This is a genomic window from Streptomyces sp. NPDC006711 (assembly GCF_042869775.1).
Classification (GTDB): domain Bacteria; phylum Actinomycetota; class Actinomycetes; order Streptomycetales; family Streptomycetaceae; genus Streptomyces.
Genome location: NZ_JBIAGO010000001.1, coordinates 530,480 through 551,424, shown reverse-complemented (window position 1 = coordinate 551,424; position 20,945 = coordinate 530,480). Strand labels below are relative to the sequence as shown.

Genomic DNA, 20,945 nt, shown 5'->3' with positions numbered 1-20,945 from the left:
GGTGGTGCCGGTCGCGGGTGTCGCGGGCTTCTGGGCTGCGGGGGCGGGTGTGGTCCCGGGTGTCGCGGACCGCTGCACGGCCGGGGGCGAAGCCGGCGAGGCGGGGGTGTGTCCCGGCCCCGACGCAGGAGTGGCCGAGCGCTGGACGGCGGGGGAAGGACCGGGCCCGGCCGGGGTGGTGCCCGAGCCGGGTGAGGGCGTGACGGACCGCCGCACGGCGGGGCCCGGGGTGTTCGCGGGACCGTTGGTGGCGGTGGCGGACCGCTGCACGGAAGGCGGTGTGCCGGGCCCGGCCGGGGTGTTCCCGGAGGCGCGCGCGGGCGTGGCGGACCGCTGTACGGCCGGGCCCTCCCCGGACGTGACGGAGTCCGCCGCAGACCCAACTGGCCGCTGTGTAAAGGGAGTTGGGCCAGCACCGACAGGGCCAGCACCGACAGGCGCGGACCCGGCAGGCGCGGACCCGCCAGGCGCGGACCCGGATGCGCCGCCGCCCGTGGCGCCCGGCGCCGTACCCGGCCCCTTCGCCGACGCGCCACCCGACGCGCCACCCGACGCGACGGACCGCTGCACCGCGCCCGGCGCTGGGGCCGGACTTGGCGCACCGGACGGCCACCCGGCGCCCGGATCCGAGTCGGCCGGGGTCTCGGCCGCCCGGCCCGCCACCGGAAGCCGCAGGAGCGGCAGCGGCAGCGAGGAGGGGCGGCCCGCGACCGGGGTCACGGCGTTGTGCAGGACGCCGTGGGGCGCCGATGGCGAGACGGCGTGGGTGAGGGGACGGACGACCGAGAGGTCCTGGTGCGCGGCGAGCGTCGAGCCGAAGCCCGCCTCGGCGGTGAGGCGGGGCGCGGCCAGCGCACGCTGGATCGCGGGCGCGGCCGCCCAGCCGCCGTCACCCTGCACGGGGGAGGGCGACGGCGACGCGACCGACGGATCCGACGGCTCTGATGTGGCCGACGCTGTCGCGGCGTCCGGGACGAATGCCCCGGCGGCCTCGGCCGGCCGGCTACGCCGGCGCTTGAACAGGCCCATCCCCCGTCACCGCTCCCCTTCGCCTTGTTCCACCAGTGCCGCCACCCGCCGTACGTACGCCCGCCGGTCCGCATGCTCCAGGTCGAGGATGGAGTCCATGTCCCAGTGGAAGTGGTAGGCGAGGTACGCGGTCTCCTCCTCGATCCGGTCGGCCGCGTACGTCACGATTCCCCCAGGCGGCTCCCGGCCAGCTCGACCTCGAAGGACTGCTCGCAGTGCGGGCAGGCCACGGCCGCCCGGGTGTGGCCCTCGGCGTTGATCTGCCGGTAGAAGTCCTGGAGGAAGGCCAGGTCGGAGGCGAACATGTTCTCCACCGTGCCGTCGTGGACATCACCCAGCGTGCCGAGCCGGGTGATGACCCGGCCGAGCAGGACCACCGAGAGGTACGCCGGGTTCTCCCGCACCCGTACGTCCCGCAACGGCAGCAGCTCGTCGCGGGCCGTGGCGAGCCGCATCGAGCCGCGCCGGTGCACGGTGCCCGACTCGTCGACGTACCCGCGCGGCAGCTCGAACTCGAACTCGGTGCGCAGGGTGTCCCGCGCACCCGCCGTCGCGGCCGCCGCGCCCGCACCGGCGACCGGGTGGGACAGGGATTCCGTCCCGACGGACGGTGCGCCGGGAACTCCAGGACCTTCGCGCCGCATTACTCGATGACCAGCTCTTCGAAGGTGATGGTGACCTGCTCGGTCATGGCGGCGGCGTCGCCCGCCTTGACCGCGCTGACCTCGACCTTGGTGCACCAGGCGTTGCGCAGGTGGTAGCGCTTCACCGGGTTGTCCTGGTAGTCCATCATGATGATCGAGGCGTTCTTGCGGGCCGAGCCCATGTCGCCGTCGATGGACTGCTTGATCCACTCGGAGAACGAGGACGACTGCGTGGCGCCGCGCGTCACCGTGCACTCGCCGGCCTTCTTGACGCCGGGCAGCTTCTTGATGATCGGCTTGCCCTCGGACGAGACCTGCTGGTACTCGATGACTTCCTGCTCCATCGAGAGGCTGCTGACCTCCTGCAAGTACTCGATCATGATGCCGTCGATCTGAAGACCGAAGTTGTGTGTGGTGAGCGCATCACCGGGCTGAAGCGACATGCTGGGTTACTCCTGTTCGTGCGAAATCGGCTGGGGGGCGGGGCGAGTGGGCGCGTTCCTACTCCTCCAGCTCGCCGCCGCCGCCCGAGAACTGGGCGAGCCGGAACACGACGAACTCGGCGGGCTTGACGGGCGCGATGCCGATCTCGCAGACCACACGGCCGAGGTCCACCGACTCCGGCGGGTTGGTCTCCTCGTCGCACTTCACGTAGAAGGCGTCCTCGGGGCGCTGGCCGAACAGGGCGCCGTTGCGCCACTCGTTGACCAGGAAGGCGGAGATGTTGCGGCGGATACGGGCCCAGAGCGCCTGGTCGTTCGGCTCGAACACCACCCACTGGGTGCCGATCAGGATCGACTCTTCCAGGTAGTTGAAGTAGCGGCGCACGTTCAGGTAGCGCCAGGCCGGGTCGGATGCGAGGGTGCGGGCGCCCCAGACGCGGATGCCGCGGCCCGGGAAGGCGCGGATGCAGTTGACGCCGATCGGGTTCAGGAGGTCCTGCTCGCCGCGCGTGATCTGGAGCTCCAGGTCGACGGCGCCGCGCACGATCTCGTTGGCCGGGGCCTTGTGGACGCCGCGCTCGGAGTCGTTGCGGGCCCAGATGCCGGCCATGTGACCCGACGGCGGGACGAGCTTGGTCTGGCCCGTGGAGGGGTCGAACGACTTGATCCAGGGGTAGTACAGGGCGGCGTAGCGCGAGTCGTAACCGGCGCCCTCCATCCGCCACTTGCGGATGTCGCGGGCGTTGAGCCCGGGCGGCGGGTCGAGGACGGCCATGCGGTCGCCCATCAGCTCGCAGTGCGCGACCAGACCGAGCTGGACGGCCTTGACCTGCTCCAGGTCGATCAGACCCTGCTGGTAGGCGGCCATCAGGTCGGGGACCGCGACCATGTTGATCTCGTCGAAGGCCTCGAGGCCGCCGAAGCCGGTGCGGTCGGCGGAGTCGCCGATGAACTGGCCGGTCTCGATGCGGGCGACCGTGCCGCCGACGGGGGCCGGGGCGGGCGCGGGGGCCGGCGGGGCCAGGGTGATGGCCTGCGCGTCCGGCTTGGCCAGCTGGGCGCCGGCCACGGTCTCCTCGACGGAGATCATCTTGGAGCGCTGCTTGACCTGGGTGACGACGAAGTTGCGGGCCGATTTCTTCGCGCTGACGTCGAAGTTCTCGACGACGGTCTCGCCGTCCTTGACGATCAGCTTGAAGCGGTCACCGGCCGCCTCGCCCTCGGCGTCCTGCACCTCCACGGTGAGCGCGCCGCCGGCCGTGCCGGGCGCGATCGCGGAGACCTTGAAGGTGCCGAGCGCCACGGCCTCACCGGCGGTGATCGCCTGCGGCGCGGGGGCGGCCGCGGCCCGCTGGGTGCTCTGCCCCGAACCGTTGTCGGAACCGCCGACGCGCACGACGTAGGCGGCGGTGCCGCCGTTGTTGAAGAAGCCGTAGACGGAGTGCGCCAGGTAGTACCCGTCCGTGAACTCCCCGAACTCGGCGACGTACTGGGACCAGTTGGTCACCAGCGTCGGCTCGTTGAGCGGCCCGACGGGCGCGAGTCCGACGAAGGCGGCCACCGAGGTGCCGACCCCTTCGATGGGGCGGGATCCGCTGGCGACTTCCTCGACGTAGACGCCGGGGGACAGGTAGTTGGGCACGGGAAGCTGCTCCTTGTTGCTGGGTTACCTGGGTTACGGAGGTGTCGGCTTGCGCCCGAAGGCGGACGGGCTGTGCGGAGCGCGGGGCGGACGGCTCATCCCGCATCCGAGCTGCACACGGTTGTTCCGCCCCCGAAAAACGCTGCTACCGGCCCATTACCGTGCCAGCCTCGCGCGCCGCGACCCGTGCGGGGAGGGGAGAAGGTGCGTGGGCGAGGGCAGCACGAGGTGCCCTTCCGGTCATCGGCGGGCGTTCTTTTGGCCGGATGGGGTACGGGGAAGGGTTGCGCGCCGGTCGGGCCGGGGCGGGTGCGCGGCGCCCGGCGGGGTCAGTTCCCGCCCGCCGTACCGGCCGCGGGTCCGGCGCCGGACTCCTCCGGCGGCACGGGACGCCCGGTGCTCAGACGGTTCGCCTCGCGGACCTTCTCCAACAGCTCTTCCCTTCGCCTGGCGTCCTCGGCCGCCTGGTCGTCCGCCGTGCTGTCACTCATGCGCGAACTCCCTGGGCTCGTGGGTGGCTCCCCGCGCCGTCCGCCGGCAGTGAGCGTGCGGTGGCTGTCCGCACTCCCAGCAGAGTGCTCCCGTGGCGGCGGTCTGGCCAGGGGCCCCGCCCGCCGAAGAGGCCATGGCGTGAACTCGCCCCGATCGCCGGGCCGCGCGCACCGGTTCTCACGCGACGGCTCGCGCCCCCGCGTCCGCCGTCTCGCGATTCTTGGTGGGCCCACGAGGGAACGCAGGAGGCGCGGGGCCCGTCTTGGGGGCAGGGAGGGTGCCCTTTTGACCGGTTACCCAGGGGATACAGGGGCAGTTCAAGCCAACTCCCTGTGCGATACATGTGCTGATGCGAGCCATCGGGCGGTCCTGGCGTAGCGTTTCGGTGACCGGACGAACAGGATCCGGGGGCCGAAAGGGCAAACGTCGGGGGACGAATCGGCCGGACGAGCGAGAGGGCGGCGGCGTGGCGGAATCCGGCGGAACGAGCGAGGGCGGCATACCCGGCGGCGTCGGCGGCATCGCTGACGGGTTGCGGTTCCGCATGCTCGGACCCGTCGAGGGCGACCTCGACGGCCGGCCCCTGCCGCTCGGCCCACCCCAGCAGCGCGCCCTGCTGGCCGTGCTGCTGCTGCGCGAGGGCCGCCCGGTCTCCATGCCCGAACTGCTCGACGCCCTGTGGGGGGAGCGGCTGCCGCCGCGCGGCGTCGGCACCCTGCGCACCTATGTCTCGCGCCTGCGCACCCTGCTGGAGCCGGGTCGTCCCTCGCGCACTCCGGCCAGGCTCCTGGTGTCGGCCGACGACGGATACGCGCTGCGGGTGCCCGCATCGGCGCTCGACACCGCCGTTTTCGAGGCACGGCTCGCCGAGGCCGCCCGGCTGCGCGGCGTGGGCGAGACGGCGGCGGCGCACCGCGAGTTGAGCGGGGCGCTCGCGCTGTGGGGCGGCAGCCCGCTGGCCGGTCTGCCCGGGCCGCACGCGGAGCGCGAGCGCGACCGGCTCACCGAACTGTGGCTCTCCGCGCGCGAGGACCACTTCCATGGCGCCCTCGCCCTCGACCGGCACGTGGCGACGATCGCGTCGCTGCGCGCGTTCGCCGCCGAGCATCCCCTGCGCGAGCGCACCCAGGCCCTGTTGATGCTGGCGCTGCACCGCGCGGGCCGCCAGGCGGACGCGTTCGCGGTGTACGAGGCGACGCGCCGCACCCTGGACGCCGAACTGGGCGTACCTCCGGGGCCCGAGCTGACCGCCCTGCACACCCGCCTCCTGACCCGCCCGGCGGACGGCACGGACCCGGCGTCACCCGGGACGACGGCCGCGCCGCGCCGTCCCGGCCCGGCAGGTGGCGCCCGCGCACCCCGCCCGGCGCCTCCGGCCCACGTCGAGCCGCGAGCCCCGCGTACGGTCCCGACACCCAGGCCCGCCCCCCAAGAGCCGCTGCCCACCTGGGAGTTCAAGCGCGACCGCGCGACCCCGCCGGCCGCCCCGACGCCCCCGGCGCCCGGCGCGACGCGTCCGGCAGCCGACCTGACGCATCCGGCAACCGACCCGGCGCGCAACCCCGCGCACCCGGCGCCCGACCCGACGCACCCGACCCCCGACCCCCGCACGCCTCCCCCGGCCACGTCCGAGCGGCGGTCGGTGCGGGCGCGGCCCTCCCAACTGCCGCCCGCCATCGCGGACTTCACCGGCCGCGTCGGGTTCCTCGGTGAGGTGTCGGATCTGTTGCGGGAGGCATCCGAGGGACGGTTCACCGGGGTGGCCGTGCTCACCGGGCTCGGCGGTGTCGGCAAGAGCGCGCTCGCCGTGCGGGCAGGACACCGCATGCGCAGGTCCTTCCCCGACGGGCAGCTCTACGTCGATCTGCGCGGCGCGGACGCCGAGCCCGCCGACAGCGCGGACGTCCTGACCCAGCTCCTGCGCTCCCTCGGGGTCGCCGAGAAAGCAGTGCCCGACGAGGCAGGCCAGCGCGGCGCCCTGTACCGGTCGCTGCTGGCCGGCCGGCGCGTCCTGATCCTGCTCGACAACGCCCACGACGCGGCGCAGGTGCGGCCCCTGCTGCCCGGCACCCCCGGCAGCGCGGTCCTGGTCACCAGCCGCACCCGGATCGTCGGCCTTCCCGGCGGCCGGCTCATCGACGTCGAGGCGATGAGCGAGCAGGACGCGCTCACCATGCTCGAAACCATCGTGGGCGCCGAGCGGGTGCGCGCCGAACCCGATGCGGCCCGCCGCCTCGTGGACTCCTGCGGCAGGCTGCCGCTGGCCGTGCGCATCGCCGCGGCCCGGCTCACCGCCCGCTCCGACTGGGCGGTGGCCGACCTGAGCGCGCGGCTGCGCGACGAGCGCCACCGCCTGGACGAGCTGGAGGCCGACGGGCTCGGCGTCGACGCGGCCTTCCGGCTCAGCTACGAAGGGCTCGCCGCGCCGGCCGCGCGCGCCTTCCGCCTGGCCTCCGCCACCTCCGTGCCGGTCTTCGGCCGCGCCGCCGCGGCCGCCCTGCTCGACGTGGACGAGTACGCCGCCGAGGACGCCCTCGAAGCCCTCGTGGACGCCGGTCTCCTGGAGGCGTGCGGGGTGGACCGCTACCGCTTCCACGACCTGGTGCGGATCTTCGCCCGGCGCGTCCTGGACGATTCGCCCGACGCGGCCGAGCGCCCGGTCGCCCAGCGCAGGCTGCTCGACCACGTCCTGGCCACCGTCCGCAACACCGTGCGCTGTCTGCGCCCGCTCAGCAAGATCCCCGACCTCCTCTACGCCCCCGACGCGCCCGGCTACCGGCCGGCCGACGCCGAGGCCGCGCGGGCCTGGTTGCAGGACGCGCACCCGCTGATCAGGGACACCGCGGAGCAGGCGCTCGGCAAGGGGCCCTGGGCGGACCTGGGGGCCGAGGCGCTGCGCCCCGCCGTCGATCTGCTTACGGGCTGGGCCCACCTGGTGCTCGGCACCGCGCGCCGCCGCGAACTACACGGCCCGGCCCGGCTCGCGCTGTCCGTCGCGCACTGCCACGGCGACTCCCGCTCGCAGGGCCGCGCGCTGCGGCTGATCGCCGCCGTGCCGCAGCAGAGCACCGACACCTACCGGCGCACCGAGCGCACCCTGCGCCAGGCGCTGCGGTGCGCGGCGCGGGCCGAGGACCCGCTGACCGAGTCGGAGGCGGCCAACCAACTGGCCATGATCCTGGCCGCGATGGGACGCCCCGCCGACGCGCTGCCCTTGTTCGAGCAGGCGTACGCGCGCCATGTGGAGCTGGGGAGCAAGGGCGAGGCGGTGCGCGTCCTTGCCCACATCGTGCGCGCCCAGATGCTGCTCGGACACAAGGAGCGCGCCGAGACCAGCGCCGGTGAAGTACTGCGCGCGGCAAGGGAGTTGGGGGACCGGGGTACGCTCGGACATGTGCTGTACCAGATCGGCTGCGCGTTGCTCGCGGGCGGCCGGCCGGTGCGGGCCGCGGCTCATCTTCGCGAATCGCGCCAGCACCACCAGTGGGTGGGCGATCTGCGCTGGGAGGCGATGGCGTGGGCGCGGCTCGCGCACTGCGCGCTGGCGCGCGAGCGGCCGGGGGAGGCGGCGGCCTGTGCCACGCAGGCCCTGTCCATCGAGGGCGACCTCGGGGACCCGTTCTGCCGGGGGCTCGCGCTCGCGGCCCGTGGCCGGGCGCTGCTCGCGCTCGGTGAGACGCCCGCGCTCTCCGCGCTGGCCTCGCTGCGGACCGCGCACCGGCTGCTCAGCGCCCGTGGCGCGGCGGAGGCCGACGAGCTGACATCGTTGTTGTGGACGGCGCCGGCGGAACCGCGCCGGCCGGGAACGGCGTCCGAACACCCGGTGGGCGGGAGCCGGGGCGGGGCCACGAGTGCAGCCAGGGCTGCCCTCTGACAGGGCCTTTTGGGCAGGGACGCGTCCGGTGCGCCCTCTAGCCTTCGTCCATGACCATGTGGACGTCTCTGGACCCGGCCGCTGTCGCCGTTGATCCCGGCGGGCGGACCACCGCACGGCTCCGGGTGCGCAATACCGGGGACACCGTCGAGGAGTACCGCCTCTCGATCGTCGGCACGCCCGCCGGCTGGGCCCGCGTGGAGCCCGACACCCTGCGCCTGTACCCGGGCAGCGAGGCCACCGCGGAGATCTCCTTCGCGCCGCCGCGCTCCCCCGACGCCCTGGCGGGCCCGGCCCCGTACGGCATCCGGGTGGAGCCCCGTGAGCACCCCGACCTGCGGGACGTGCTCGAAGGGCAGGTCACGGTCGCGCCGTTCACCGAGATACGGGCCGAACTGCTGCCGCCGACCGTGGTGGGCCGCTTCGGCGCGCGGGCCTCGGTCGCCGTCGACAACCTCGGCAACACCGCGCTCACCGCGTCCTTGGTCCTGCGTGACGAGGCCAACCGGCTCACCTACGAGATGGCGCCCAACGCGGTCCAAGTGGATCCCGGGCGGGCCGCGTTCGCGAAGCTGGCGATCCGGCCGCAGCGGGTGCGCTGGACCGGGGGCGCCGAGCAGCACCGCCTGATGGTGTCGGTGCGCCGCTCGGGCGACGACACCGGGGTGGATCTGGCGGGCGTCTTCGACCAGCGTCCGGTGCTGCCGCGCTGGCTGCTGGTGGCCGGCAGCGCGGCCGTCGCGGCGGCGGTCGCGTTCGTCGCGCTGTGGCTCGCCTTCCAGCCCAAGGTGAACACGGCGGCCGGTGAGGCGCAGGCGAGCGCCGCCGCGCAGCCGGTGCCGCAGGGCGCCGAGACACCGCTGCCGCCCGCGCCCTCCTCCGCGCCGCCGGCCGCGCCGCCCGGCGCCGTGCCACCGGCCGGTGACGGCTCGGGCGGCGGCGCGGGCGCGCCGCCCGCCGCCGGTGGTGGTGGTGGAGGCGGCGAGGAGTCCTCGCAGGTCGGGGGCGGCCCGCCGGTTCCCCCGCCCGCGCCGAAGCCGGCGCCCAAGGCGGCACCGAACGCGCCCGAGGGGCCGGTCTGGGACGTGGGGTACAAGCCGGACGCCATCGTCACGTTCGCGCAGTACCGCCTGGCCACGCTCAAGAACGAGTGTGCCCTCAAGCCCGGCTGGACCGCCGCCGTCATCGACAAGGCCACCCAGGCCTCGCTCGCCTGCTACCAGAGGCACGTCATGGCGGACCAGAAGACCAGCCGCATGCTGACGGCCACCGACAAGAAGTACGGCACCCTCGGCCGGGCCACCCTGACCTCGATGTGGGCCCAGGGGCTGCGTCCCGAGGACGTGACGAGCGGCACCAACAGCTACAAGGTCAGGATGCTCGCGGCGTCCCTGTGGTGGGCCAAGGAGTCGAAGATCTCCAACGCCGACCTCGACCGGGACCGTGCCTTCGCCCTCCAGGGCATCGCCTACTTCCAGGCCCCCGAAAAGGGCGGCGAGCCGATGAAGGCGGACGCCGGTCTCACCTCGGCGATCAAGGAGTACCAGCAGGCCGTGGGCCTCAAGCCGACCGGCGTCGCCGACAGCACCACCTTGAACTGGCTGATCGGCGGGGCCGTCGAGGAGCCCGGCAAGACCGGCCGTTAGCGCGGGCGTTAGCGGGCGTTAGGGCCCGCTGATCGCGGCCTGAGAGGCTGCTCGCACCCCAGACTCCCCGGGCGGTTGTCCCCCGCAGCCGCCCGGGGCCACACGCACCGGACCGCTCCCGCCGTCGGCCTCGCGACAAGCGGAGATGGCCGCTCGGGCAGCCAGTCCTGCCCCCGGAACTGCCCCTTCCGGCCCTGTACTTCACCCCCCGGCCCACTTGACTCACAGGGTGAGTATGTGGACTGCCCTGGAGCCCCCCGCCGCCACCGTCGCCCCCGGTGACAGCGTCGGCGTACGACTGCGGGTGCGCAACACCGGGGACACTGTCGAGGAGTACCGGCTCTCGCCGGTCGGCGACCCGGCCGGCTGGTCGAGCGTGGAGCCGGCGGTGCTGCGGCTCTATCCCGGTGCGGAGGGCACCGCCACCATCACCTTCGCGCCACCGCGCACATCGGACGCCGTGGCCGGGCCCTCCCCGTTCGGCATCCGGGTCGAGCCGCGCGAGCATCCGCAGGACGCCGATGTCGTCGAGGGCCGTCTCACCATCGGCCCCTACAGCGAGCTCCGCACCGAGCTGGTCCCGCGCACCGTCCGTGGCCGGCGCCGCGCCAAGGGCCGGGTGGCCGTCGACAACCTCGGCAACCAGCCGCTCACCGCGTCCTTCGCGACCCGCGACAACGGCGACGCCGTCACCGTGGAGACCAACCCCACCGCCGTCCAGGTCGACCCGGGCCGGGCCGGCTTCGCCGAGGTGCAGCTCACCGCGGCCAACATCAGCTGGTTCGGCGGCAGGCGCCAGCATCCCTTCACGGTCTCGGTCCTGCGCTCGGGCGAGCCCGCGCCCACCGAGCTGCGCGGCACGTATGTGCAGCCCTCGGTGTTCCCGGGGTGGTTCCTCGCGGTCGGCTCCGTGCTCGTGGCGCTCGCCGTGGCGTTCGCGGTGTTCTGGTTCCAGCACGACATCGGCGTCAAGAGCCAGGCGTCCGAGCAGGCGGCGGTCAGGGAGGAACCGCTTCCGCAGGGTTCCAAGAGCCCGCTGCCCTCCGCCCCGCCGCCCCCCTCCGAGCAGCCGAAGGCGCCCTCCGCGCCGCCCTCGCAGGCGCCCCCGCCCGCCGCCGAGAAGCCGAAGCCGAAGGATCCCCCCGCGGGTGGCAAGCCGGCGGGTGACAGCGGTCCCAAGAAGCCGCAGTACGACGCGACGAAGCTGGTGCGCATCCAGTCCGGGCTCGGGCACTACCTGACCACGGCCCAGGACCAGAAGCCCGAGGGGCGCTACGTCTACACCGCGAACGAGATCCGCAACCAGCCCAACTGGGACCAGTACTGGTACGTCCGTACGCTGCCGAACGACGAGTTCGCCTTCACGGCGTCGACCGAGGACTGGGCTGTCGCCGACAACACGCGTGAGGGCAACCAGATCCAGTTGTGGGGCGCGTCGGGTGGCAAGGCGAGCCTGACGACCGGGCAGATGACCAGCAACCAGAAGTGGGCGATCGAGCCGATCGAGGGTGCGAACGGGTTCGTGCGGATCATCAGCAAGGACGGGGGCTGGTGCATGTCCGACCTGTTCCCCAACGACCCGGTCCACCTCCAGGTCTCCGAGGTCCGCCCCTGCGGCGCCCTCCCCACCGACCAACAACGCTGGCGAATAGTCCAATAACCGGGCCCCCCGGGCCGGATGCCGCGGCCCACCCCCAGCCCCGCCAGGCTCGCGGGGAACTGCGCGCCCAGCCACGCACGGCCCGCACCCGGGGCCCCTGGGGCTCCGCCCCAGACCCCGTTCGGCCTGAACGGCCTCGTCCTCAAACGCCGGACGGGCTGAGGTTGCCGGTGTGGACCAGCACCAACCCTGTCAGGGGCGCGGGGAACTGCGCGAGGAGCGACCACGGCCCGCACGCGACCACGAGGCATTTAAGGGGCGCGGGGAACTGCGCGACCAGCCACGCGCGGCCCGCAGCCGAACTCCCTGGGGCTCCGCCCCAGACCCCGTTCGCGCTGAAGGCGCTCGTCCTCAAACGCCGGACGGGCTGAGGGTGCCGCTGCGGGCCAGCACGGACCCCGCCAGGGGCGCGGGGACAGGCTGAGGTAGCCAGCGCGGGCCAGCACAGGCCCCGCCAGGCTCGCGGGGAACTGCGCGACCAGCCACGCGCGGCCCGCACACACGCCCCCGCCAGGGCCGGCGCGCGGGCCGCGCAGGGTCGCTAGGGGCGCCAGGACGCGCCGGTGCCTGGGACCAGGCGGCCGGATTTGACGTACTCGCGCCGCGCACCGACCCGTACGTCCTCCGCCGACACCGCCACCCCCCGCCCCGCCGCCAAATACCCCGCCGTCACCGCCGCGGAGCGAATCGCCCCACCCGCCAGCTCGAACTCCTTCGCACACGCGTCGAGTTCCGCCGCGAGACCCGGCTCCTGCGGCACCCCCGCGAGGCAACTGCGCCACAGCAGCGCCCGCAGCTCCACGTCCGGGAACGGGAAGTCCACGACCAGGTCCAGCCGCCGCGTGAAGGCCTCGTCGATGTTGGCCCGCAGATTCGTCGTCAGGACCGCGATGCCGTCGAACGCCTCAAGGCGTTGCAGCAGATACGCGCTCTCCAGGTTCGCGTACCGGTCGTGCGAGCTCTTCACCTCCGACCGCTTGCCGAACACCGCGTCGGCCTCGTCGAAGAGCAGCACGGAGTCCGTCCGGTCCGCCTCGGCGAAGATCTTCTCCAGGTTCTTCTCGGTCTCGCCGACGTACTTGTCGACCACCGACGACAGGTCCACTACATACAGGTCGAGCCCGAGCTCCCCCGCGACGACCTCCGCCGCGAGGGTCTTGCCCGTGCCGGAGTCCCCCGCGAACAGCGCGACCACCCCGCGCCCGCGCCCGCCACCCGTCCGAAGGCGCCACTCGCCGAGCACCCGGTCCCGGTGCCGGGCCCGTCCGGCCAGCTCCCGCAGCATCCCGAGCGGTTCGTCCGGCAGCACCAGGTCACCGAACCCGACGGCCGGACGGACCCGGCGCGCGTGCCGGTCGAGCAGCGGCGCCGACAGCAGCCGGGCGCTGTGCTGCACATGGCCGAGGCCCACCGGGACGCCCTCGAACCCGGCGAGGGCCAGCGCGCCCCGCGCGGCCCGGCGCACCTGGCCCGCGCCCAGCCGGTAAGGCCCGACCGCCTCGGCCAAGTCCCCTTCGTAGGAGGGAAGTTCCTCGCTCCACGCGGTCAGCGCGTCCGTCTCGACGGAGGTGTCCTCAAGGGCCAGGAGCGCGGCGCCCGGCGCCCACGTGGGGTCGTAGGGCGCGGTCCCGGCGAACACCACGGTCACATCCGCCGCCGCGAGCTCACGGATCAGCGGCCCGGGCTGCTCGTCCGGCAGCTCCACGACCACCGCCGTACCGGCGCCGCGCAGCCGCGCCTCGCGCAGCAGGGCGCGCGCCGTCGCGTGGTCGGTGTGCCCGGGCCGGTGACGCAGCACGGCGCGGCCCGCGCCGCGCAGGGCGATGGTCACCGCGTCCGCGCCGCTGCCCGCCCTGCGCTCGCGCAGATGGACCGCGACGGGCCCGGGCGAGAGCGCGATCCGCGCCGCGACCCCGTCGAGGGGCGCCTGGCCGCCGGGGGCCAGGAACTCGACGTCGCCGCCGCCCAGTTGGCCGTCCAGGGTGTCGTCCCCCAGGAGGTGGGCGACCACGCGCTCCGGCACGCGCAGCGCCCGGCCCGGCAGCGGCCGCTCCTCGTCCTCGATGACCACCAGGCCCTTGGCGACCAGCGGCGCGGTGGGATGGAACCGGCCCCGCCCCTCGGGGTCGTACGGTCCGGTCCCGGCGAGTTCCAGGGCGAGGGCGACCGAGGCCCTGCGGCGCCCGACGTCGTCGTTGAGGTAGCCGTACAGCGCCTCGAAGCGGCGGTCCACGTCGGGCGCGAGCGCCGCAAGGAGCACCATCGCGTCGAGCGGCCCGAGCCCGAAGTCCCGGGCGAGCGCGGCAAGACGGTCGTCGGGCCCGGCCCCGGCTCCGAACCCGGCCCCGAACCCGGCGTCCGGGAGCGCGGGTCCGCCGTTCGGTACCAACGCCTCGCGCCCAGCGCCGAGTTCGGGTCCGGTCGCGAGACGTGCCGCCGTCTCCGCCGAGACGTACAGGCCGCGCAGGGGGTCCTGGGCCGTCGGGTCGTCGGCGGAGCGGGCTTCCACGAGCGCCGCGACCGTGGCGCGCAGGGCTTCGACGCGGGCGAGCAACGCGCGGGCGGATGCGTTCACTTGGCGCCGCCCTCTCGGTTGGTGCGCATCATGCGCGGCTTGGCGTCGCCCGGCACGCCGTCCCGGCCGCGTACGGTGATCACGCCCTCGGTGACCGGCGGTGCGACGTCGTAGACCGGGGTGACCGGGAACGGCGTCGTGATGACCACGTCGAGCGACGGCTTCAGCTCGCCGCCGAGCGCCGACCAGATGTCGGCGAGCGAACGCGACTCGGCCGGCGGCACCGCGACGGTGAGCGGAATGCTCACGGTGTACGCCTCAAGGGCCGGCGGCACGTACTCCTCGGGCAGCATCTCGTGCGGCAGCAGGCACGCCAACGCGCCCGACAGCAGGCGGTGTTCGTCCTCGGGGCGGCTGGTCCACGCCGTGAGGAGGTAGGAGAGCCGGTACCAGCGGGGCGGCTGGCGCCTGCGCAGGACGACGCCGTTGGCGTCGCGTTCCGCGTAGGAGCCGCGCTCGCGGCGGGCCACGTCCTCACGGATGTCGTACAGATAGGCGTTGAGGGTGGGCGTGTTGCGCCGGGCCGCCCAGTCGCGGGTGGGCGCCTCGAAGACGACGTCCCCCGTTCCCTCGGGCAGCGCCCCGCCGCGCAGGATGCGCCGCAGCGCCTCGTCGATTTCGTGGATCATGGAGCCAATTTCCCAAATCAGTGGGCGTCGCGGGTCGGGCGGGGGTGGCGCTGGGCCACCGGGATGCTAGATGTAGCCCTCGCGCAGCGCGTAGGCCACGGCGTGCGCGCGGTTGGTGAGCTGGAGGCGGGTCATCAGGGCGTGCAGGATGTTCTTGACGGTGCGCTCCGAGTACGCCAGCTTCTCGGAGATCTGCCGGGTGTCGAGGCCTTCGGCGACAAGCCGCAGCACGTCGACCTCGCGCGGCGCCATCCCGAACAGCGGCGCGGCCGATGAGGATCCGGCGGACGCGGACGTGGTCTCCGAGCGGCGCAGCCGCCCGACCTGGACGAGCAGCCGGCTGATCAGGTCCGGCGGCAGCTCGCCCTCGCCGCGCGCCGCGCTGTGCACGGCCTTCAACAGGCGCTGCTCGGTGGCCTGGTGACGCCACAGGATCGCCCGCACGCCGTACTCGACCACCGTCAGGAGATCGGGTTCGCGCAGTTCGCGGGCGATGAGCACCACGCGCTGCTCGCCGCCGCGCACGACCCGGCGCAGTTCCGCGCTTGCCGAGTCGTCGACCTGGTCGACGAGCATGACGGCGACCGTGGGCTCCGAGGGGCGCCCGTCGCTCTCGCGGGGGTCACGGTTCTCCCGCAGGACCTCGACCGTGGGCTGGTGCTGGAGATGGCTGATGACTCCGGCCCGGCTCAGCGGATCGGAGGCGTGAACGGTCACCGTGACGCGATTCGCGAGCAATGGCATAGTCAGTCCTTTTCCTTCCCGTGCGTACCGACCCCTACAGCATGGCGGGGCCCGATCAACAGCGAATCAACAGCCGTTGAATGGACCACGGATCCAGTCATGAAGCCACGAAAGCGTCAGAAAAGGTGGCCCGGTCGGCGCGGGCAGTCCGGGTTGCCGGGACCGCCGGGGTGGCCCGAGCCGCGTAGAGAATCGGGGCCGCGCAGGCAGTCCGGAACGCGCAGGCAGTCCGGGCGGCGCGATAGCCCGGGCGGCCGGGACCGGCGGGGTGGCTGGGACCGCGCAGGCAGTCCGGGCGGCGCGGACAGTTCGGGCAGCCGGGACCGCCGGGGCAGCCCGGGTCGCGCAGGCAGTCCGGGCGGCGTAGACAGTCCGGGCGGCCGGGGCCGCGCGCCCGGCCCGCCCCCGGTGCTCCTGGTCATGAGGGGCGCGGGGAACTGCGCGACCGGCCCCGCGCCAGCCGCTCGATCTGGTCCTCCGAGCTGGGCGTGAAGAGTTCGCGCAGAGAGCGCCGGGGCCGCCGGGGCCGCGACGCGGGCAGCCCGGGCGCTTCGGAGGGCCCGGGCCGCGCGCAAGGAGCGCCGGGGTGGCCGGGACCCCCGGGAGTGGCCGGGATCGCCGGATAGCCGGGACCGCCGGGGTAGCCCGGGTCGCCTGGGCAGTTCGGGGTGCCGGTGCAGCCCGGGCAGTCCCGGCCGCCGGGGTGCTGCGTAGGGCGCAAGCCCTGCTCGGCCTACTCGCGCTGCTCGGCTACTCCGGCTTCTCCTCAAGGCGCGGGAAGAGCACCGCCCCCTTCGTGACCTTCGCGCCCGCCGGCAACGCGCCCCAACCGCCCGCATCCTGGACCCGCTGATCGGCGAGCGCGCCCAGCGCGGGCTCGGCGCCGAGTGAGTTCCACAGCCTCCCCGAGGTCTCGGGCATCACCGGGTTCAGCAGCACCGCCACGCCGCGCAGCGCCTCCGCGGCGGTGTACAGGATGGTCGCGAGCCGCGCACGCCCCTCGGGCGACTCGTCCTTGGCGACCTTCCACGGCTCCTGCTCCGTGAGATAGCCGTTGACCTGCTTCACGAAGTCGAAGACCGCCAGGATGCCCCCCTGGAAGTCGAGTTCGTCGCCGATGCGGCGGTCCGCCTCCGCCACCGCCTTCGCCAGCCCCGCCTTGACCGCCTGCTCGGCGTCCCCGTCGGCGGCCGACGCGGGCAGCTCACCGCCGAAGTACTTGCCGACCATCGCCGCCACGCGCGACGCCAAGTTGCCGTAGTCATTGGCGAGTTCGGAGGTGTAGCGGGCGGTGAAGTCCTCCCACGAGAAGGAGCCGTCCTGGCCGAAGGCGATCGCCCGCAGGAAGTACCACCGGTAGGCGTCCACACCGAAGTGCGAGGTCAAATCCTGCGGCTTGATGCCGGTCAGATTGGACTTGGACATCTTCTCGCCGCCGACCATCAGCCAGCCGTTGGCGGCCACCCGGCCCGGCACGGGCAGCCCGTTGGCCATCAGCATCGCGGGCCAGATGATCGCGTGGAAACGCAGGATGTCCTTGCCGACGAGGTGCACGTCGGCCGGGAAGATCTCCTCGAAGCGGGCGTCGTCGGCCCCGTACCCGACGGCCGTCGCGTAGTTGAGGAGCGCGTCCACCCACACGTAGATCACGTGCTGGGGGTCCCACGGCACCGGCACGCCCCAGTCGAACGTGGACCGCGAGATCGACAGGTCCTGAAGGCCCTGCCGCACGAAGTTCAGCACCTCGTTGCGGGCCGACTCGGGCTGGATGAAGCCCGGGTTCGCCTCGTAGAACTCAAGCAGCTTCGGACCGTACGCGCTCAGCTTGAAGAAGTAGTTCTCCTCCTTCAGGAGCTCCACCGGCTTCTTGTGGATGGCGCACAGCTGGGCGCCGCCCTCGCCCTCGATCAGGTCGCCGGGGAGCTTGTACTCCTCGCAGCCCACGCAGTACGGGCCCTCGTAACCGCCCTTGTAGATCTCACCCTTGTCGTACAGGTCCTGGACGAACTCCTGCACCCGGTCGGTGTGCCGCCGCTGGGTGGTGCGGATGAAATCGTCGTGGGCGATGTTCAGGTGCTCCCACAAGGGCTGCCACGCCTCGCCGACGAGCTTGTCGCACCACTCCTGGGGGGTGACGCCGTTCGCCTCGGCCGTCCGCATGATCTTCTGACCGTGCTCGTCCGTGCCCGTCAGGAACCACACCTTCTCGCCGCGCTGGCGGTGCCAGCGGGTGAGCACGTCACCGGCGACGGTGGTGTAGGCGTGACCCAGATGAGGGGCGTCGTTGACGTAGTAAATGGGCGTCGAAACGTAGTACGTCGGCGAAGGCATGCACGGAATCCTAGCCGCCGGGCCCGCACCGGCCGCCCGGGATGTCCGGATGGCGGACCGCCCGCGGGCGGTCCGTCCCAGGCGCCGTCGCCCCCGGTGGCACGGTCACCGCCGGGCCCGGCGCCGGAGGCGGGGCGGCCGTGACCGCACCGCCATCGAAGGGCGCCGGGGCGCAGGCTAGGGGCGGTAGGAACCGAGCAGACCCCGGTAGACCTCGGCGTCGCTGAGCTCGCGCGGCGCGGGACCGGCGTGGAAGAACCCGACGTGGGCGTGCTCGTCCTCGGCCGTGCGCAGGAAGTCGAACGCCTTGGAGTCCTGCTCGCCGAACGCCACGAACTGCCAGTACAGCGGCTTGTCCGCGACATCGGCGAGCGCCTGGCGCGCGGGCAGCTTGGCGTCAGGGGCGCCGTCGGTCTGGAACACCACGAGCACCGGCCCCTCGTGCCCCGCCTTCTCGACGTGCTCGACGACCTCCTCGACCGCCCGGTGGTAACTGGTGCGGCCCAGACGCCCGAGCCCGGCGTGCGTCTCGTCGACGACACCCTCGTACGCGTCCAGGGTGACGTCCACCGAACCGTCGATGTCGGTCGAGAAGAACACGGTGTGCACGGTGGCGTCCTCGTCGAGGTGCGCCGCGAGCGCGAGCACCTGCTCGGCCAGGTTCTGCGCGCTGCCGTCCTTGTAGTACGGGCGCATCGACCCCGACCGGTCGAGCACGAGGTACACCTTGGCGCGGGCCCCGCCGAGCCCCGCCTTCTTCAGCGCGGCCCCGGCCGCCTTGTACGCCCCCGCGAGCCCGGCCGCCCGAGACTTGACCCGAGCGGCGGAAACGGCGGACTTGGCCACCTTGGCCGCGCCCGGCTCGGGTTCGGCCTCGTCGTCCTGCGCGGGCGCGGCGACGGGCTCGGCTTCGGCCTGTACGGGCTCGGTCCGCACGGGCGCAGGCTGTACGGGCTCGGGCTCGACGGCTGCGGGCTCCTCGGCCCGTACGGGCTCGGGCTCGGGCTCGGCCACCGTCTCCGGCTCGGCCACCCGCTCCCGCTCCGGTTCAGGCTCCTTCTCCTTCTCCTTCTCCGGCTCCGGCTCCGGCTGCGCCTCGGTCCTGGGCTGGGGCACCTCGGCGGCGGCGGGCTCGGACTTCGGCTCCGGCTCCGGCTCCGGCTCAGGGGCGGCGTCCGCGACCGGGGTGTCCGCGACCGGGGTGCCGGCGGACGGGGTGTCCGATGCCGGGGTGTCCGAGGCCTGGGCGGGCGGGCGCGGGCCGTCGAACGCGGCGGCCACCAGGGCCTGCGCCGGGGTCAGGTCGTCACCCCGGGCCGGGGCCGGAACCGAGGCCGTTCCGGACGTCCCGGTCTCCAGGGTGCGTTCCGCCTGCGACGGCACGGAGGCCGACGACGGCGCCTCGGCACCTTCCGCCTGCGACGGCACGGAAGCAGGCGACGCCACTCCGGCCGCCTCGGCCCGTTCCGTCTGGGGCGGTACGGAAGCCGCCGTCGCTTCGGCACGCTCCGTGCGATCGCGTCCGAACACCTTGCGCAGCAAGCTCCGAATGCCCATGGGCGAGGCCTTTCGCATGAGTTGGGTGCGATACGTACCGCACTGTGCCACGGGTCCGGGGTCTGGTCCCTGGCCAGCGCGGACACGTAAGGTTAGCGACCCCGTCGGGGGTTTCCCGGAAAGGGGCCGGGGCAAGTCCGGGTGCCCTCAGCCCGCGCCTTGATCGCGCCGGCGCGGAATCTGCTGGGCGGGATCGCCGGTGTACACCCAGGGCACCGGGGCGATCCGCTCGCCGAGCATACCGATGAGTGCGGCGCGCTTCGGTCACGGCGAGTTCATGGGACCAGTGCTGGCACAACCGCGCGGTGACTCCGTTCGTCTTCCACGTGACGGAGCGCCCCCGCCCCGCCACCCGGGACAGGAGGAGCGGCCAGCCGTGGAGTCGACGCACCAGGCGGATCACAGCGGGCCGGCCCGCGTGCTGGAACGCTTTCTTCTGGCCGCCCCCGAACAGTGGCCGGTGCTCGCGCCGCGTCTGGTGGCGGGGGTGGGGGAGGAGCGTCTGCGTGGCGTCCTGACGGCGACGCGCGAACGCGTCGGCGGCTTCACCTCGGTCACCGAGGGGCCCGAGGGGCTGGTGATAGCGGGGCCGCGCGGCCGGGTCCTCGCGTTCGCGCGGGCGGACGCCGAGGGCGAACTCGTGGGCCTCCTCATCGCCCCCGGCCTCCACCGGCCCGCGCGGCGCCGCGTCCCGCTGCCCGCGCGCGTGCGCGGCGCCGTGTTCCGTACGGTGCTGTGCGCGACGCTGGCCCTGCGCGTGGCGGCGTGCTGGCGGGCCCCCACGATGGTGGCCTGGTGCACGGCCGTGTCGGTGATCGGCATCGGCGCTCTGCTCCTGACCGGCCTCTTCGCCCCGGCCCGGCTGCCGCGCTGGGCCCGCAGGACGGCCTGGGCGGCCCTGGCCGTGACGCTCGCGTCCTTCTGGCGCCTGCCCCGGCTGCCCGTCGGCCGGCCCGACCCGTACTTCGTGGCCGGGCTCGTCCTGTTCGCGGGGTGCGCGGGATATCTGGTGTGGGCGCGCCGTTACGACTGGGGCGCGCCGGTGTCCGCGCCGTTGGAGTTCCCGCTGCGTGACGGGCAGTGGCTCATCGTCCATGGCGGCGGGCCCGGCCTCAACCACCACGCGTCCCACCCGGAACAGCGCGGGGCGCTCGACATCATCGGCGTCACGGCGCGGGGGTCGCGCCGGGGGGACGGCGCGGGGCTCGACTCGTACGCGATCTACGGTGCGACGCTGTACGCCCCCTGCGACGGGGTCGTGGTGTCCGCCGTCGACGACCTCGACGACCAGATTCCCGGCACGATCCGCTACGTGCCGCCGTACGGCAACCACGTGTCCCTCGACACGGGCCACGAGATCGTCACGATGGCGCATCTGCGGCCGGGGAGTGTGGCGGTGTCGGTGGGCGAGCGGGTGCGGGTGGGGCGGGTGGTCGGGGCGGTCGGGAACTCGGGCAACTCCACGGAGCCGCATCTGCATGTGCAGGCGGTGCGGGAGGGGGTGGGCCTGGACCTCCGCTTCCGAGGCGTCCCCGGCCCCCTGTACCGCGGCCGCACGGTCCACATGTAACCCCGGCCCCGGTTCGCGCAGTTCCCCGCGCCCCTAACTACTCGGCCCTGGTCCGGACCGGCGACTTCAGCCTGTCCGGCGTTTGAGGACGAGCGCCCTTCAGGCGCGA

At 73.8% G+C, this 20,945-nt stretch carries 14 protein-coding genes; 4 read left to right on the top strand and 10 right to left on the bottom strand.

Features of this window, described 5'->3' with window-relative positions:
* Positions 1-1,035: 1,035 nt before the first annotated feature.
* The 5 genes from ACFYM2_RS02395 to ACFYM2_RS02375 all read right to left on the bottom strand — a co-directional run bounded on the left by ACFYM2_RS02395 (position 1,036) and on the right by ACFYM2_RS02375 (position 4,249).
* Positions 1,036-1,194 carry a DUF6760 family protein gene (locus ACFYM2_RS02395; protein WP_162952566.1) on the bottom strand — a complete coding sequence of 53 codons (159 nt, stop codon included), beginning with the start codon at positions 1,192-1,194 and terminating at the stop codon, positions 1,036-1,038.
* Positions 1,191-1,673 carry a hypothetical protein gene (locus ACFYM2_RS02390; RefSeq protein WP_350231351.1) on the bottom strand — a complete coding sequence of 161 codons (483 nt, stop codon included), beginning with the start codon at positions 1,671-1,673 and terminating at the stop codon, positions 1,191-1,193. The genes ACFYM2_RS02395 and ACFYM2_RS02390 overlap by 4 nt, the downstream gene beginning before the upstream one ends.
* Positions 1,673-2,116 carry a phage tail protein gene (locus tag ACFYM2_RS02385; RefSeq protein WP_359007668.1) on the bottom strand — a complete coding sequence of 148 codons (444 nt, stop codon included), beginning with the start codon at positions 2,114-2,116 and terminating at the stop codon, positions 1,673-1,675. The genes ACFYM2_RS02390 and ACFYM2_RS02385 overlap by 1 nt, the downstream gene beginning before the upstream one ends.
* Before the next feature lie 58 nt (positions 2,117-2,174).
* A complete protein-coding gene (locus tag ACFYM2_RS02380; protein ID WP_359007671.1) occupies positions 2,175-3,758 on the bottom strand; it encodes a phage tail sheath subtilisin-like domain-containing protein in 1,584 nt (527 codons plus the stop codon).
* A 329-nt stretch (positions 3,759-4,087) separates the two neighbouring features.
* Positions 4,088-4,249, bottom strand: coding sequence for a hypothetical protein (locus ACFYM2_RS02375; protein ID WP_359007673.1), 162 nt, complete (start codon positions 4,247-4,249; stop codon positions 4,088-4,090).
* 467 nt (positions 4,250-4,716) lie between these two features.
* On the opposite strand from ACFYM2_RS02375, the gene ACFYM2_RS02370 reads away from it, so the two are divergent.
* The 3 genes from ACFYM2_RS02370 (at position 4,717) to ACFYM2_RS02360 (ending at position 11,430) form a co-directional block, all read left to right on the top strand.
* Positions 4,717-8,124 carry a BTAD domain-containing putative transcriptional regulator gene (locus tag ACFYM2_RS02370; protein ID WP_388832692.1) on the top strand — a complete coding sequence of 1,136 codons (3,408 nt, stop codon included), beginning with the start codon at positions 4,717-4,719 and terminating at the stop codon, positions 8,122-8,124.
* 50 nt (positions 8,125-8,174) lie between these two features.
* On the top strand, positions 8,175-9,770 hold the full coding sequence (locus ACFYM2_RS02365) for a peptidoglycan-binding domain-containing protein (RefSeq protein WP_359007679.1): 1,596 nt from the start codon (positions 8,175-8,177) through the stop codon (positions 9,768-9,770).
* A gap of 229 nt (positions 9,771-9,999) precedes the next feature.
* Positions 10,000-11,430: a hydrolase gene (locus tag ACFYM2_RS02360; protein WP_388832689.1), complete on the top strand. Its 1,431-nt coding sequence runs from the start codon at positions 10,000-10,002 to the stop codon at positions 11,428-11,430.
* Between the two features lie 541 nt (positions 11,431-11,971).
* On the opposite strand, the gene ACFYM2_RS02355 is transcribed toward ACFYM2_RS02360, so the two are convergent.
* The 5 genes from ACFYM2_RS02355 to ACFYM2_RS02335 form a co-directional block, all read right to left on the bottom strand.
* Complete coding sequence (locus ACFYM2_RS02355; protein WP_388832686.1) at positions 11,972-14,005, bottom strand: AAA family ATPase; 2,034 nt, start codon at positions 14,003-14,005, stop codon at positions 11,972-11,974.
* Positions 14,002-14,634 carry a DUF4255 domain-containing protein gene (locus ACFYM2_RS02350; RefSeq protein WP_350231343.1) on the bottom strand — a complete coding sequence of 211 codons (633 nt, stop codon included), beginning with the start codon at positions 14,632-14,634 and terminating at the stop codon, positions 14,002-14,004. Before ACFYM2_RS02350 ends, ACFYM2_RS02355 begins: the two co-directional genes overlap by 4 nt.
* Before the next feature lie 66 nt (positions 14,635-14,700).
* Positions 14,701-15,378: a response regulator transcription factor gene (locus ACFYM2_RS02345; RefSeq protein ID WP_350231342.1), complete on the bottom strand. Its 678-nt coding sequence runs from the start codon at positions 15,376-15,378 to the stop codon at positions 14,701-14,703.
* A 750-nt stretch (positions 15,379-16,128) separates the two neighbouring features.
* Positions 16,129-17,709 carry a methionine--tRNA ligase gene (gene metG, locus ACFYM2_RS02340; RefSeq protein WP_388458234.1) on the bottom strand — a complete coding sequence of 527 codons (1,581 nt, stop codon included), beginning with the start codon at positions 17,707-17,709 and terminating at the stop codon, positions 16,129-16,131.
* A gap of 177 nt (positions 17,710-17,886) precedes the next feature.
* On the bottom strand, positions 17,887-19,266 hold the full coding sequence (locus ACFYM2_RS02335; protein ID WP_388832683.1) for a VWA domain-containing protein: 1,380 nt from the start codon (positions 19,264-19,266) through the stop codon (positions 17,887-17,889).
* 376 nt (positions 19,267-19,642) lie between these two features.
* Between ACFYM2_RS02335 and ACFYM2_RS02330 the strand changes: the two genes are divergently transcribed.
* Positions 19,643-20,836, top strand: a complete 1,194-nt coding sequence (locus ACFYM2_RS02330) for a M23 family metallopeptidase (RefSeq protein ID WP_388832680.1) — start codon at positions 19,643-19,645, stop codon at positions 20,834-20,836.
* Positions 20,837-20,945: the final 109 nt, after the last annotated feature.

Bases quoted from the DNA above. Each gene is read 5' to 3' on its own strand.
- ACFYM2_RS02345 (WP_350231342.1), bottom strand. From the start codon at position 15,378: ATGCCATTGCTCGCGAATCGCGTCACGGTGACCGTTCACGCCTCCGAT.
- ACFYM2_RS02350 (WP_350231343.1), bottom strand. From the start codon at position 14,634: ATGATCCACGAAATCGACGAGGCGCTGCGGCGCATCCTGCGCGGCGGG.
- ACFYM2_RS02390 (WP_350231351.1), bottom strand. From the start codon at position 1,673: ATGCGGCGCGAAGGTCCTGGAGTTCCCGGCGCACCGTCCGTCGGGACG.
- ACFYM2_RS02375 (WP_359007673.1), bottom strand. From the start codon at position 4,249: ATGAGTGACAGCACGGCGGACGACCAGGCGGCCGAGGACGCCAGGCGA.
- ACFYM2_RS02365 (WP_359007679.1), top strand. From the start codon at position 8,175: ATGACCATGTGGACGTCTCTGGACCCGGCCGCTGTCGCCGTTGATCCC.
- metG (WP_388458234.1), bottom strand. From the start codon at position 17,709: ATGCCTTCGCCGACGTACTACGTTTCGACGCCCATTTACTACGTCAAC.
- ACFYM2_RS02335 (WP_388832683.1), bottom strand. From the start codon at position 19,266: ATGGGCATTCGGAGCTTGCTGCGCAAGGTGTTCGGACGCGATCGCACG.
- ACFYM2_RS02385 (WP_359007668.1), bottom strand. From the start codon at position 2,116: ATGTCGCTTCAGCCCGGTGATGCGCTCACCACACACAACTTCGGTCTT.